At 69.7% G+C, this 13877-nt stretch carries 15 protein-coding genes and 1 tRNA gene; 3 read left to right on the forward strand and 13 right to left on the reverse strand.

The window, feature by feature from the left end; translation table 11 throughout:
• Positions 1–89: 89 nt before the first annotated feature.
• Positions 90–1742 (reverse strand): M28 family metallopeptidase, encoded by a 1653-nt coding sequence (locus AC3WRN_RS07640; RefSeq protein ID WP_492622530.1) that lies wholly within the window; start codon positions 1740–1742, stop codon positions 90–92.
• Positions 1743–1872: 130 nt separating this feature from the next.
• Complete coding sequence (locus tag AC3WRN_RS07645) at positions 1873–2157, reverse strand: PepSY domain-containing protein (protein ID WP_492622531.1); 285 nt, start codon at positions 2155–2157, stop codon at positions 1873–1875.
• Positions 2158–2382: 225 nt separating this feature from the next.
• Between AC3WRN_RS07645 and AC3WRN_RS07650 the strand changes: the two genes are divergently transcribed.
• Complete coding sequence (locus AC3WRN_RS07650; RefSeq protein WP_492622532.1) at positions 2383–3558, forward strand: glycosyltransferase family 9 protein; 1176 nt, start codon at positions 2383–2385, stop codon at positions 3556–3558.
• A 275-nt stretch (positions 3559–3833) separates the two neighbouring features.
• Here the strand turns inward: AC3WRN_RS07650 and arsB are convergent, their stop codons facing one another.
• From arsB to AC3WRN_RS07670, 4 genes are read right to left on the reverse strand one after another with little or no spacing between them, the layout of a single operon-like run.
• Entirely contained in the window at positions 3834–4898 is a 1065-nt protein-coding gene (gene arsB / locus AC3WRN_RS07655) for an ACR3 family arsenite efflux transporter (protein WP_492622533.1), read from the reverse strand.
• Positions 4888–5397, reverse strand: coding sequence for an arsenate reductase ArsC (locus tag AC3WRN_RS07660; protein WP_492622534.1), 510 nt, complete (start codon positions 5395–5397; stop codon positions 4888–4890). Before AC3WRN_RS07660 ends, arsB begins: the two co-directional genes overlap by 11 nt.
• Positions 5398–5404: 7 nt before the next feature.
• Positions 5405–5872, reverse strand: coding sequence for an ArsI/CadI family heavy metal resistance metalloenzyme (locus AC3WRN_RS07665; protein ID WP_492622535.1), 468 nt, complete (start codon positions 5870–5872; stop codon positions 5405–5407).
• Complete coding sequence (locus AC3WRN_RS07670) at positions 5869–6207, reverse strand: ArsR/SmtB family transcription factor (RefSeq protein WP_068096624.1); 339 nt, start codon at positions 6205–6207, stop codon at positions 5869–5871. The genes AC3WRN_RS07665 and AC3WRN_RS07670 overlap by 4 nt, the downstream gene beginning before the upstream one ends.
• Before the next feature lie 100 nt (positions 6208–6307).
• Here AC3WRN_RS07670 and AC3WRN_RS07675 point away from each other — a divergent pair, with 100 nt between their 5' ends.
• Together AC3WRN_RS07675 and AC3WRN_RS07680 are read left to right on the forward strand one after the other, a co-directional pair.
• Positions 6308–6841, forward strand: a complete 534-nt coding sequence (locus tag AC3WRN_RS07675; RefSeq protein ID WP_492622536.1) for an FHA domain-containing protein — start codon at positions 6308–6310, stop codon at positions 6839–6841.
• Complete coding sequence (locus AC3WRN_RS07680; protein WP_068096620.1) at positions 6838–8544, forward strand: protein kinase domain-containing protein; 1707 nt, start codon at positions 6838–6840, stop codon at positions 8542–8544. The genes AC3WRN_RS07675 and AC3WRN_RS07680 overlap by 4 nt, the downstream gene beginning before the upstream one ends.
• 14 nt (positions 8545–8558) lie before the next feature.
• On the opposite strand, the gene AC3WRN_RS07685 is transcribed toward AC3WRN_RS07680, so the two are convergent.
• The 7 genes from AC3WRN_RS07685 to ftsY form a co-directional block, all read right to left on the reverse strand.
• Complete coding sequence (locus AC3WRN_RS07685) at positions 8559–9449, reverse strand: LysM peptidoglycan-binding domain-containing protein (RefSeq protein WP_492622537.1); 891 nt, start codon at positions 9447–9449, stop codon at positions 8559–8561.
• A 176-nt stretch (positions 9450–9625) separates the two neighbouring features.
• The gene (locus AC3WRN_RS07690; RefSeq protein WP_492622538.1) at positions 9626–9904 is read right to left on the reverse strand and encodes a 2-hydroxyacyl-CoA dehydratase; all 279 of its coding nucleotides are present in this window, start codon (positions 9902–9904) and stop codon (positions 9626–9628) included.
• Positions 9905–10055: 151 nt separating this feature from the next.
• Positions 10056–10131: transfer RNA gene (locus AC3WRN_RS07695), tRNA-Phe, on the reverse strand.
• A gap of 82 nt (positions 10132–10213) precedes the next feature.
• Positions 10214–10492 carry an oxidative damage protection protein gene (locus tag AC3WRN_RS07700; protein WP_492622539.1) on the reverse strand — a complete coding sequence of 93 codons (279 nt, stop codon included), beginning with the start codon at positions 10490–10492 and terminating at the stop codon, positions 10214–10216.
• 100 nt (positions 10493–10592) lie between these two features.
• Positions 10593–11645, reverse strand: coding sequence for an A/G-specific adenine glycosylase (gene mutY, locus AC3WRN_RS07705; RefSeq protein ID WP_492622540.1), 1053 nt, complete (start codon positions 11643–11645; stop codon positions 10593–10595).
• Positions 11642–12700, reverse strand: coding sequence for an AsmA family protein (locus tag AC3WRN_RS07710; RefSeq protein ID WP_492622541.1), 1059 nt, complete (start codon positions 12698–12700; stop codon positions 11642–11644). The genes mutY and AC3WRN_RS07710 overlap by 4 nt, the downstream gene beginning before the upstream one ends.
• A 23-nt stretch (positions 12701–12723) precedes the next feature.
• The gene (ftsY, locus tag AC3WRN_RS07715) at positions 12724–13863 is read right to left on the reverse strand and encodes a signal recognition particle-docking protein FtsY (RefSeq protein ID WP_492622542.1); all 1140 of its coding nucleotides are present in this window, start codon (positions 13861–13863) and stop codon (positions 12724–12726) included.
• Positions 13864–13877 lie beyond the last annotated feature (14 nt).

The raw sequence follows: 13877 nt of genomic DNA on the forward strand, positions 1-13877 counted from the left end.
CCCTTTCCCCCCCCCCCCCCCCCCCCCCCCCCCCCCCCCCCCCCCCCCCCCCCCCCCTCGCTCCTACATGCAGATGACAGACCGCGAACCTATTTCCGCTCGGCGGCGCTGGCGTCGCGGATGCCGCGGAACTCGGAGTCCTTGCTCCAGTCCGGCCACTGGCCGGAATTCGCCAGCTGGCTGCCCACGGCGTAGAGCAGCTGCAGGTCGCGCGCCATGCCGGTGAACGACCAACTGGCCTGCCATTCGTCGGACGGCTGGTGGTAGTGCTTGGCGACGTATTCGTCCTCGGCCGCCTTGCCGGCCTTCAGGCCACCGTTGACCCAGTCGTTGCCGGAGCCGAACGAGATCGCCGGCACGCCGCGCTTGGCGAACGAGAAGTGATCGGAGCGGAAGAAGTGGCCGGCCTCCGGCTTCGGGTCGGCGGTGTAGCTCATGCCGTACTGCTTCGCGTCGGCGATCAGGTCGTCCAGCAGGCCCAGCTTGGCGCTGCCGGAAATGGTGAAGTTGCGCGCGGGGCCGTGCGGGTCGAGCGCGTCCATGTTGAGCACGCCGGCGGTGGTGGCCAGCGGGTACAGCGGGTTGGCGGCGTAGTACTCGGAGCCGAGCAGGCCCTTCTCCTCGGCGGTGACGTTGAGGAACACCACCGAGCGCTCGGGCCGCGGTGCGTGTGCAAATGCGCGGCCCAGCTCGATCAGCGCCGCGGTGCCGGTGGCGTTGTCGACCGCGCCGTTGTAGATGCGGTCGCCCTTCGCGTCGGGCTGGCCGACGCCGAGGTGATCCCAGTGCGCGCTGTAGATCACCGTCTGCTCCGGGTGCTTGCTGCCCTCGATGCGGCCGACGATGTTGTGCGAGGTGATCACGCTCTTGTCGACCTTGAAGCTGGCCGACAGGCTCTCGCCCTTCAGCGTCACCGGCTTGAACGCCCGCGTCTGCGCCTGCTTCTTCAGCGCGTCGAAGTCCAGCCCGGCGTGCTTGAACATCGCAACCGCCAGGTCGCGCTGGATCCACGCTTCCAGCTGCGGATGCACGGCCGAGGGCTGGTCGCGCACGATATCGAACATCGTGTTGGTGTTGGAATTCTTCACCGTGGCCCAGCCGTACGAGGCCGGCGCGGTCTCGTGCACGATCAGCACGCCCAGCGCGCCCTTGCGCGCGGCTTCCTCGTACTTGTAGGTCCAGCGGCCGTAGTAGGTCATCGCCTTGCCGCCGAAGTCGCCCACGCCGGTCTCGAAATCCGGGTCGTTGATCAGCACCACCGCGATCTTGCCGTGCAGGTCGACGCCCTTGAAATCGTCCCAGTGCCGCTCCGGCGCCTCGACGCCGTAGCCGACGAACACCAGCGGCGCGTCGGCGATCGCCACCGAGGTGGAGCCGTCCATCGGCGCGCGCACCGCGATCTGCTCGCCCTGGGTCAGCGCTTCGTGCTTGTCGCCGAGGGCGAGCGTGAGCTTCGGCGCGCCGACGATCTCGCTGCGCAGCAGCGGCACCGCCTGGGTCCAGCTGCGCTTGCCGTCCTTGAGGTCGCCGCCGGGCTGCAGGCCGGCGGCCTTCATCTGCGCCACCACGTAGTCGATGGTCTTCGTCTCGGCCGGCGTGGCCGGGCCGCGGCCCTCGAACGCATCCGAGGAGAGTGTCTTCACGTCGGCCGACAGGCGCTCGGGGCTGAAGGTCGGGGCATCGGTCGCCTGCGCGGCGGCGCAGGCAGACATGATCAGGGCGCAGAGGAGCAGTCGCTTCACGGGCGGTCACCAGTCGGGGATGAAGGGTCCGCCGATAGTAGTCAGTCCGCTCGTGCCGGTCCATTCGCGAATCGGCGACGGCGCCGTGCGGCGGGTCCGCCCGGCACCCGGACGGGCGCCGGGCGCGCCGTCAATCGCTGTCCTTGCCCTCGACGGAGTTTTCCAGGAGCTTGCCGGTCACTGCATCGATGCCGACCTCATGGGTGGCCTTGCCGTTCGCGATGTCGAACGAATAGCGCAGGCCGCTGCCGCCCTGCTCCTTTTCCAATTCTTCCTTGACGATCTTTCCCGGAAAGGCCTTGAGCGCGATTTCGCGCGCCTGCGGCAACTTGACCCTGGCTTGCGCCTCCGGTGTGGTGGCGGGCGTGGCGCCGGCGGCGAAGGCGCCCGCGGCCAGGCCGGCGGAGGCAAGCATGCAGAGGAGCTTTTTCATGTCGATTCCCTTAGGAGGAGCGGCGGACATCGCCGCACGACCTTTTTGCCGCAGTCCGCTTAGCGTGGGCTTATGGACCGATGGCCGGCATTCAGGCGTGCGGTGCCGGGACTTCCCGAAGCCGCCGCCGGCCGGCGCATCTTAGGGGCGGCTAAGCGAATCCGGCTACTATGGCGTCATCCCCCATCGGGGGCCTGGTACGCCCGAATGGTTCCGTCCGCCGTGCTTCCGCAAGATGCTGCACCTGCTCCCCCGCACATCGCCACGCGGTGGCGGGATGCCTTTCGGCGCCGGGTCGTTTCGTTGTTTCTGGGGCGCCTGTTCGCGGCTGTCGAGCGCCAGTTGTGCGAGCCGGGCCGGTTGCCGGCGCGGGGGATCCACCGCATCCTGATCTGCCGGCCCAACCATCGGCTTGGCAATGCGATCCTGGTCAGCCCGCTGCTTGCGGAGGTCGAGGCGCTTTATCCGGGTGCCGAAATCGACCTGGTCGTCGGCGGCGATGCGGCCAGTAGCCTGTTCGCGAACCGCTTCCAGGTCCGCCGGATATTCAGCCTGCCGCGGAAGATCGCGCAGCACCTGTGGCGGACGAGGGCATTGCTGCGGGAGCTGCAGCGGAATTCCTACGACCTGGCCATCGACACCTGCCAGGGCTCGCAGTCGGGCCGGTTGCTGCTGCTGACGGTCAAGGCCCGCTTCAAGCTGGGGTTCCCCGATCCCGAGGCGAACCCCGGGTCGGCATGGCACGGCCTGCCTTGTCCCGAACACCTGGGCCAGCGAGGCGTATTCCTGTTGCGCGCGGCCCGGGGGCTGGAGTTGGACCACCCCTGCCCACCGCTCAATCTGGACTTGTCGGACAGCGAGAAGCAGCAGGCCCGGCGGGCGTTGGCGAACATACTCGGTGCGGCGCCACCGCGGCCGGCCGGGCGCACGATCGTCGGCATATTCGCCAATGCCACCGGCGCCAAGTGTTACGGCGAGGATTGGTGGCGGCAGTTCGCCGGCGCGCTGACGGAGAAGCGGCCGGACGTGCTGATCGTCGACGTGCTGGCGGAACACGGAAGGTCGCAACTCGGCGGGGACTTCGCCCCGTACTACACGCGCGGTCTGCGTCGCCTTGCCTCGATGGTGGCGAACATGGACGGCTTCATCAGCGCCGATTGCGGCGTGATGCATCTGGCAGCCGCCAGCGGAACGCCGACGCTGGGCCTGTTCTCCGTCACCCAGCCGTCGAAATATGCGCCCTACGGCGGGCTCAATGGGGCCATCGATACCCATGGCATGAGCGCGAGCGAGGTCGCCGGCATGGCGGCCGACTGGCTCGGCCGGGTGGTGCCCCTTGCGCAGCCGCTGCCCGCCGTGCCATCGGTGCCGGTCGATGCGTGACGGTGTGGCCTTTTCATCCCGCGGATGAGTCGGCGGGCTAATCGATGCCGATCACCTTGCCGCTGCGGGGTGCGACCCTCAGCCTGACGCGGTTGCCGGCGGAATCGTCGGCCTTGGCCTTCCGCATGCCGCCGCGCAAATCCGGGGCGCGCACGTGCGCATACGCAATCCATTGCCCGGCATTTCGCGGGTTTCATCGCGGGTAGTGCCATCGAGAAACGGCCTCGCCATCATCTGCGGGTCGCGCGGGTGGTCGTCGGCTGCGCCGCGCCGGATCAGCCGTGTCGGCGATCGAACCAGCCGGCGCTGCGATTGACGATGTGCACCACCGAAAGCATCACCGGCACCTCGACCAGCACGCCGACCACGGTGGCCAGCGCCGCGCCCGAGCGCAGGCCGAAGAGGCTGATCGCCGCCGCCACCGCCAGTTCGAAGAAGTTGCTGGCGCCGATCAGCGCGGCCGGGCCGGCCACGCAATGCGGCACCTTGAGCCAGCGGCCGAGGCCGTAGGCGATGCCGGCGTTGAGGTACACCTGGATCACGATCGGCACCGCCAGCAGCGCGATGACCAGCGGCTGCGCCAGGATCGCCTCGCCCTGGAAGCCGAACAGCAGCACCAGCGTGGCCAGCAGCGCGGCGGTCGACCATGGGTCGATGCGCCGCAGCACCGCTTCCAGTGCGTGCGGCCCGCGCCGGCGCAGCAGCCACCCGCGCCAGAGTTGGGCCACGACCACCGGCACCACGATGTACAGCAGCACCGACAGCAGCAGCGTGCCCCACGGCACCCGGATCGACGCCACGCCCAGCAGCAGGGCCACGATCGGCGCGAACGCGACGATCATGATGGTGTCATTGAGCGCTACCTGGGCCAGCGTGAAGTTCGGTTCGCCGCCGCACAGCCGCGACCACACGAACACCATCGCCGTGCACGGTGCCGCGGCCAGCAGGATCAGGCCCGCGATGTAGGCGTCGTGCTGTTCCGCCGGCAGCCACGCGGCGAACGCGTGGCGGACGAACAGCCACCCCAGCAGCGCCATCGAGAACGGCTTGATCGCCCAGTTCACCAGCAGGGTGATGCCGATGCCGCGCGCCTGGCGCCGCACGCCGGCCAACTGCGCGAAGTCGACCTTCAGCAGCATCGGCACGATCATCAGCCATACCAGCGCGGCGACCGGCAGGTTGACGTGCTGCAGTTCGATCGCCGCCAGCGCCTCGAACGCCGCCGGCGAGGCATGCCCCAGCGCGATGCCGGCGATGATGCACAGTGCCACCCAGACGCTCAGGTAGCTGGCGAAGAAGCCGAGTTGCGCCGGTGCCGGCGCCGCGATCTCAGCGTTCATCCGCCGCCGCCGTCTGGCCGATGGTGCGCAGCTGCTGCTGCATGGCGAGCCGGTCGAGTTTCTCCAGCGGCAACGCCAGCAGCAGGTCGATGCGCCGGCGCAGCATCAGCCAGGCCGACTGGAACGCACGCCGGCGCGCTTCCTCGCCGCCGTCGGCCGCCACCGGGTCGGGTACGCCCCAGTGCGCGGTGACCGGCCGGCCGGGCCAGACCGGGCAGACTTCGCCGGCGGCGTTGTCGCAGACGGTGATCACGATGTCGATCGCCGGCGAGCCCGGCTGCGCGAACTCGTCCCAGCTCTTGCTGCGCAGCGGCGCGTGGTAGCCGAAGGCCTGCGCCAGTTCGGCGGCGATCGGCTGCACCTTGCCGCTGGGGAAGCTGCCGGCGCTGAAGGCCCTGAACCGGCCGTTGCCGAGCACGTTGAGCAGGGCCTCGGCCATCACGCTGCGCGCGGAGTTGCCGGTGCACAGGAACAGCACGTTGTACGGTGGAGTGTGCATGCCCGTCTCAGCAGCAGTTCGCGGCCGGGCCGCACGACGTGGAGGAACCGGCGGAGGCTGCGGGGCCGCAGCACGCGTCCCCGTCGGGCTGCGGCGCGCCGATGTAGGCGGTGGCTTCGCCATGGGTGCGGAAGCTTTCCCAGCGCACGCCCTGCGGGTCCTCCGCCCAGAACTTGTCCGAGCGCGCGTAGCAGCACGCGGTGGCGCGCTCGGCCAGCGTGACGGCGTCGGCCGCCTGCAGCCGCGCGCCGATCGCGGCGAGTTCGGCGTCGTCCCCGGCCTGCAGGCCGAGATGGTCCACGCCCGCCTTGCGGCCGCGCTGCGAGATGGCGAAATTGACGCGCGGATCGTCCAGCATCCACTTCGCGTAGTCCGGCTTCAGCACGCTCGGGGCAACGCCGAACAGCGTGGTGTAGAAACGGATGCTGCGGTCGAGCTGGTCGACGTTCACGTGCACGTGGAAGCGTTTCATCATTTTCTCTCGGTGGGCCGACAGGTTTTGGCCGGCGCGCAGCCGGCGGCGGCGGAGCCTGCGCAGCAGCTTTCGGTGAGGAAGCCGAGCAGGCCATTCATCTGCAGATAGTTCGCGCGGCACTGGATCACCCGTCCGCGCCGCTCGTCGCCGACCAGGCCGGCGCGCCGCAGGATGTGCAAGTGGTTCGTCAGCGTCGCGCCAGCCAGCCCGGTCGCGGCGGCCAGTTCGCCCACCGCCATCCCTTCATCGCCCGCCTGCACCAGCAGGCGGAACAGGTTCAGGCGGTGCTCCTGGGCAAGCGCGTTGAGGCAGGCGAGGGCATCTATTGATTCCATATTTCTAGAATTACGAAAATAAATATGAATGTCAACAACCGGTGCGAAGGTTGCCTGCCAGTTGGTTATAGTGCCGCCTGATTAGGAGTTCGAGGTTTCGATGAGCAATCGTGGTCAAGCACCGTCCAGCCAGTCCGGCGATCGATCGCCGGGGCCGCAGGGCACCCGGATTTTTTCCACCGAGGCATTGCGGCAGTACGCCAGCGAGATGCAGGAGGGGCAGGGGGGCCGGATCAGCGTGCACGAACCGGTACTGGAAGGCAGCAGCCATGGCATCGTGGGGCGCCGCTTCGTGCTTCGCCCGGGCCGGCATACCATTGGCCGCCGGATCGACAACGAGATCGTCGTCGACGACCTGAGCGTATCCGGTTGCCACGCCTGGATCACCAACCAGCAGGGCCACTGCGTCATCATGAACACGCTGTCCACCAACGGTACGTTCGTGAACGACCGGCGCATCCACGAGGTGGTCCTGCGGCATGGCGACCACGTCAGGCTGGGCCAGGTCGAGTTCGTGTTCCTTACCCGCGAGCACGGCAAGCGGATCGACGCATCCTGGCGCTGGATCGCCGGCGCCGCCCTGCTGCTGGCCGTGTTCGGCGCGCTCGCCTGGTGGCTGCTAGGGTCGCCGTGAGCGAGGACGCCACCCCGGCAAGCGTCGGCCGTTACCGCATCGAGGGCATCCTCGGCAAAGGCGCGATGGCGGTCGTCTATGCCGGCTTCGACCCGGGCATCGAGCGCAAGGTGGCGATCAAGTGCCTGCATCGCGAGATCGCCGCCGACCCCGCCTACCGGAGCCGCTTCCTGGTCGAGGCGCGCGCGGCGGGACACCTGACCCATCCGCACATCGTCACGATCTTCGACGTGGGCGAGACTGTGGACGGCCGCTCCTACATCGCGATGGAACGCCTCTCGGGCGAGACGCTCGCCGGCAAGGTCAGCCGCGAAGGATTTCCGCCGCTGCCGGCGGTCTTCGAGCTGGCCGGCCAGCTTGCCTCCGCGCTCGACTATGCACATGCCCGTGGCATCGTCCACCACGACATCAAGCCCGAAAACATCATGCTGGCCGATGGCTGGAACTATGCCAAGATCAGCGACTTTGGCATCGCCGAACGCCGCGGCTCGCCACCGGACGGCAACGGATTGTCCGCGGAAATCGGCGGCACGCCGGCCTACATGGCACCCGAGCGCCTGCGCGGCGAGCGGGCCGACGCGCGCAGCGACCTGTTCTCGCTGGGCGTGGTGCTGTACTGGCTGGTCACCGGCAAGCTGCCGTGGCCGGACCTCGGGAACCTGCAGCAACTGCTCAGGAAGCGCCTGCGCTCGCCGCATCCGCCGGTCCGGCCGCGCGACCCGGCCACGCCCTCGATATTGATGAACATCGTGCGCACCCTGCTGGAACCCACGGCGGGCGCGCGCTACCAGCGTGGCGCGGAGGTGGTCGACGACCTGCGCCTGGCAGCCCGCGAGTACGAGCGCGAGCGCGAAAATCCGCTGGCCACCCGCATCATTTCATTGCGGCTGCGCTGGGCCAGCAGCCTGGGCGCCATCCTGAGCCTGGTGCTGGTGCTGGGGCTGGCCACGATCTACACCAAGCAGAGCGCCGCAGTGACCGGCGTGGCCCTGGACTTCGGCAGTTCGATGGGGCGCATGGTCGCCGGCGAGTCGGCCGAGAACCTGCTGCTCGGCGACACCGCCGCCACCCGTGCGCTGGTCGGCGACATCTCGCGCAACCAGCAGATCCACTACCTGGCCATCGCCGACCGGCGCGGCGACGTCGTGGCCAGCACCCGCCAGGAGGAGGTCGGTCACCCGTTGCCTGAGCCAGGTGGACAGGCCTACCTGCCGCGCGAGGACGATATCCGCAGCTATCTCAGCCGGGACCCTGGCGACCCGGGTCAGAGCGCGATGCTGTTGTTCGATGTGCCGATCCGCTACCAGGCCAAGACGGTGGGCGAGTTGCGCCTTGGCATCGGCGACGCCGCGTTGCGCGCCGCGCAGAGAACCACCCTGTGGGTGATCGTCGTGGTGCTTCTGCTGACCCTGGCCGCCGTCATCGGCGCGGCCTACTGGCTGTTCCGCCGGCCGCTGATCACGCTGGACCTGGTGCGCGATGCGCTGTTGCGGGTGGCGCGCGGCGACTTCGGCCACCGCATTCGGCTGACGCGGAGGGACGAGATCGGCCGGCTGTTCGCCACCTTCAACCTGATGAACAGCACGCTGCAATCGCGCCAGCGCCGCGCCGGGAAGACCGCGCCTGCACCAGCCGTGGAGGCCGACGTTTCGCGCCCGACGCGCATCATGCCGGTGACGCCGGACGAGGGCGGCGCCGGCTGACGGACCGGCGTGGCTCAGTACTGTTCGAGCCGATGCTTCAGCTCGCGCGCCCGCGCCCGGTAGATCACGGCCGGCTCGTAGTCCGGCGCGATCGCCAGCACGCGGTCCCACAGCGCGATGGCCGGGTCCAGCTGCTGGTCGCGGTACAGCACGATGGCCCGCTCGTGGTACGAATCCAGCAACTGGCTGCGCAGCGTCGCCGCCTTGGTGCCGGACGGCTTCAGGCGCGGTTCGATCGCCAGCGCCTCGCCGAGACGGGCGAGTGCCTGCTGTTTGCGCCCCTGGTCGAGCAGGGCCACGCTCTCGTCCTGCAGCCGGCGCGCCTTCGCCGCGGCGGATTCGGCGCCCGGTGGCGGCGATGCCGGTGCGACGGGTGCGGCGGCATCGGCCGCAGCCACGGCCGCCGGCGCAGCACCTTCCGCGGGTGCCGGTATGCGAAGCGTCTGGCCGACGCGCAACAGCGAGGGGTTGGCCGAACCGTTGTAGCGGGCCAGGATCAGGAACAGGTTCGCGTCGCCGAGATAGCGTTCGGCCAGCGTGCTGTAGGACTCGCCCGCCTGCACGATGTGTGCATGCCAGCGGCTACCGAGCATCTGTTCGGGATCGACGGTGAGCTGGCGCAGCATGCCCTGCGCCGCGCGGTCGCCCGGGTGCTGCCGCAGGTGCTGGCGCAGCGCCTTCTCGCCGGTGTCGTAGTGCCCGAGCTGGAGCTGGTTGCGGATGATTGCCGCCAGCGAAGATTCGCCGGACGCGGTTGCCGACGACTCCGTCGTCGCCGTCGACTGCGCCGGGGCGACCACGACCGAGGAGCGGCTGCCCATCGAGGAACAGCCGCCCGCACCCAGTGCGGCCAGCAGCACGGCGGCCCACATCGCGCGGCGCCGGCCCGGGTAACTCGAACGCATCGTGTCCGCCATGTCAGTCCGCCGCATCGTGAGCAGTCCATGGAGATCGGTTGGCATGGTCATCGTCCGCTCGTTCTTTAGCGCGGTGCCCCCCCGGGGCGGGCCGCTCCATTGCATGGTGGAAGTATAGCCGGCCTGATCGGCGCGGCCCGCGTCCGCGAATCCTGTCCGCGCCGTCATGCCTTGCGCGGGCGCCGCGGCTTCGCCTGCGCCGCGGCGATCAGCTGTTGCAGGTAGGCGATACCCTCTTCCTCGGGAAAGAACGCCACCACGTCGGCGACGCTCAGCCCGTGCCGCTGGCGCAACGCCAGGAATTCCTCCCGTGCCATCGCAAGCCGCTGCGCCGCCGCGGCCTTCTTGCCAAGCGGCTTGGCCGGCGTCTGTTTCTCCATCTTGCGTTCAAGCGTCGCGAGCTCTTCCTGGAACTGGCGGAAATCGTATTTCTGGGAGGTCATGGCCTGCGCGACGTATCGACGAGAGGCTGATTTTCGCACGCGGGCCACAGACGGTGGCGTGACGGATCAGCAGTTCCGCACGCCAGGTGGAACACGAGAAGGAGAGAAAGACAAAGCCCACCGCGAGGGGTGGGCCGAGTCGTCGCATGCATGGTGGCCGGGGACGGAATCGAACCGCCGACACGGGGATTTTCAATCCCCTGCTCTACCAACTGAGCTACCCGGCCGGGAAGCTGGCGATCGGGAACAGCCGCGGGGGCCGTCGACGATGCGTGGAGCCGCGCATTAGACCCAATGCACGGCTTTTCGTCAAGACTCCAGGTCGGGCGGGGTGAAGCCGGCGGCCTGGTCGACGTCGCCGCCGAACAGGAATTTTTCCATCTGTTCGCCGAGGTATTTGCGCGCCTTCGGGTCGAGCGGATTGAGCCGGTATTCGTTGATCAGCGTGGTCTGGTGGGCCAGCCATTGCTGCCAGGCGGACCTGGATATCCCGGCGTAGATGCGCTGGCCGAGCGGGCCGGGCCAGGGGGCGAAGTCGAGGCCTTCGGCGTCGATGCCGAGCTTGGCGCAGTGGACGGTACGGGTCATGGGGTTTCCTCGGGGCTTCACGGGTATCGGTAGGAGCGCACCCTGTGCGCGATGCTCTTCGCTCCGATCGACATCAAAGCATCGCGCACAGGGTGCGCTCCTACCGGATGCTCTGGAGCAGGGTGCGGACCGGGGCGGGTAGCCCCAATGCGGCCAGTTCGTCGGCGCTGCACCAGCGCGACTGCCGATTATCGGCGATGCGGTGCTGCGCTGTCGCGCGATCGAACAGCAGCGGCTCGATATTCAAGCGGTAGTGGCTGAACACGTGGGTGAACGAGGCGAGCGCCCGGGCGTCGTCGATCCGCGCATGCTGCAGCGCGACGCGCCAGGCGCCATCCGGATCGGCCGCCTCGGGCAGGCTCCACAGGCCGGACCACACGCCTTGCGGGCCGCGCCGTTCCAGCAGCACGCGGCCCTGGCGGTCACGCAGGATCAGCATCACGGTGGCGCGGGCGGGAATGGATTTCGCCGGCTTGCGGCCGGGCAGTTGCGCGGTGAGGCCGTCGCGACGGGCAATGCAACCGGTGGCCAGCGGACAGTCCTCGCAGCGCGGGCGCGAGCGCGTACATAGCGTTGCACCGAGATCCATGATCGCCTGGGTGTAGTCGGCGACGCGTGTGGCCGGGGTATGTGCCTCGGCGTGCTGCCACAGCTGCTTCTCCACCGCGCTTTCGCCGGGATGGCCGTGGATGCCATGGTAGCGCGCCAGCACGCGCTTGACGTTGCCGTCGAGGATGGGAAAGCGCAGGCCGTGCGCCTGCGCCAGGATCGCGCCGGCGGTGGAGCGGCCGATGCCGGGCAGCGCGGCGAGCGCGTCGAAGTCGCGCGGCAGTTCGCCACCGTGGCGTTCCACGCAGAGTTGCGCGGCGCGGTGCAGGAAGCGCGCGCGGCGGTAGTAGCCGAGGCCGGACCACAGCGCCAGCACGGTGTCCTCGTCGGCGGCGGCGAGCGCGCGCAGCGTGGGCAGCGCGGCGACGAAGCGTTCGAAGTAGCCGACCACGGTGGCCACCTGGGTCTGCTGCAGCATCACCTCGGACAACCACACGCGATAGGCGTCGCGCCGGCCGTCGTCGAATGCGTGTTGCCAGGGCAGGCTCTTGCGGCCGTGCCGGTCGAACCAGCGCAGCAGGCGGGGGGCCAGGGTTGCGCTCATGGCTGTTTGCCGGTGGCGGGTTTCGCCGTGGTGCCGGCGGGCGCTGGTGCGGTATCGCCGGCACGGATGGTCAGGCCTTCGATGGCGACGCTGCCCGCGTCGATCCGGGCGATTTCCGCGTGGCCGTTGCCCGGCGGCATGCTCAGCTGCGGCCCTTGCGGGTCGCTCAGCTGGCTCCACCAATGGGCCAGCGCCAGCGGCGGCAGGTGCAGGTCGGCGTGGTTGGCGGGGCCGTCGAGCTTCAGCGCGAGCAGCAGCGGGTCGTTCTGGTTGGCCGGGGTCAGCCGCAGCGAGATGTCGTATTGGCCGGCCTTGGCCTGGTCGAGCCGGCCGGCGAGGTTGGCGGCGGCATCGGCGGCGCCGTGCCAACGCGCATTGCCGGCGAGCGTCAGCGTGGTCGTGCCGCCTTGGGCCAGGTGCAGGCTGACGTTGTCCAGTTGCAGCGTGCTGCCTTCGATGCGCGGCGTGGCGGACAGCCGCAACTGCAGCGGCGTGTGCGCCGCGGTGGTGGCGGACAGGTTGAGCGGGAACGGCTGGCCGGAGATCAGCCGGCCGGCTTCGAGCGAGACGTTGTCGAGCAGCACGGCGTTGCCGCGCACCAGGCTGCCGTGGTTGATGTCGACGCCGGTGTCGATGCGCGGGATGTTCGGCGGCGAGCCCACGGGGCGCGAGGGCAGCGCGGCTAGCCATTCCTGCAGTGCGTCGAGGTCGACCCGTGGCGAGTCGATCTGCAGTTGCGAGATCACCGTGGGGCCGCCGAACAGGGTATGCCAGGGCAGCACGAGCTGGCCGCGCGCGGCCAGCAGGATCGGCGCGCTGGCACCCGCGGCGTTGAGCGTGATGCCGTTCAGGTCCAGCGCCGGGCGCGGGAACAGGGTGGGGCTGGCCGGGCTGGCCAGGTTCAATTCGAGCCCCGCGCCGCGCGCCTGGGTCTGCAGCATGCGGGTGAAGCGCTCGGGCTGCAGCAGCAGGTAGACCGCGACCACCGCGGCCAGCACCGCCGCCAGCGCGAGGCCGCCAAGGAGCAGCAAGGTCAACCGCAGGCGGCGCGACATCCGCTCAGCCTCGCCAGCGCGGTTCAGTCATGGCCCGGCGCCTCGCCACTGAGGCTGGCCGGGAGCAGGCCGTCGACGAACGCCTCGGCTTCGAACACGCGCAGGTCGGTGGCGCTCTCGCCCAGGCCGACGAAGCGGATCGGCAGGCCGAATTCGCGCGCCAGCGCGAACACCACGCCGCCCTTGGCGGTGCCGTCGAGCTTGGTCACCACCAGGCCGGTGACGCCGACGATCTGGCGGAACTGGCGCACCTGGCTGACCGCGTTCTGGCCGGTGGTGCCGTCGATCACCATCAGCACCTCGTGCGGCGCGTCGGCGTCGAGTTTCTTCAGCACGCGGGCGATCTTGCCCAGCTCGTCCATCAGGCCGCCCTGGGTGTGCAATCGGCCGGCGGTGTCGGCGACCAGCACGTCGGTGCCGCGCGAGCGCGCCGCCTGCAGCGCGTCGAAGATCACGCTGGCGGCGTCGGCGTCCTGGCCCTGCGAGATCACCGGCACCTGGTTGCGCTCGCCCCAGGTCTTCAGCTGCTCGACCGCGGCGGCGCGGAAGGTGTCGCCGGCGGCCAACATCACCGCGCGCCGTTCGTCGCGCCAGCGGCGGGCCAGTTTGCCGATCGTGGTGGTCTTGCCGGCGCCGTTGATGCCGACCACCAGCACCACGAACGGCTGTTTGCCGCGCACCTCCAGCGGTTGCTCGACCGGCTTGAGCAGGGCGACCAGCGCCTGGCGCAGCGCGGCCAGCAGCGCCTGCGCGTCGGCGAACTCGCGCCGGTGCATGCGCCTGCGCAGGTTCTCGACCAGCTCGGTGCTGGCCTCGATGCCGACGTCGGCGGTGATCAGGGTGGTTTCCAGCTCGTCGAGCAGGTCGTCGTCGAGCTTCGGGTGGCGCATGAACAGCGCGCCGAGGCCGCGCGAGAACGCATTGCCGGCGAGCCGCTCGCGCCAGCTGCGCCTGGCTGAGGCCGGTGCCGCGGCGGGTTCCCCGGCCGGCGCCACGAAGCGTTCGTGGCCGGGCCGGGTATCGGCGGGCGCGGGGATTTCCGCCAGCGCCTCGTGCAGCGTCGCCTCGTCCCCTTCGGGCGCGACGGCATCGGCCGCCGGGGCCTTTGCGGCAGGCTGCCCGGCATCCTTTTCGGTGGGCTTTTTCTTCCAGAACTTGAGCATTGCGGCGGCGATTC

This window comes from Rhodanobacter sp. FW101-FHT13A11, assembly GCF_058790335.1.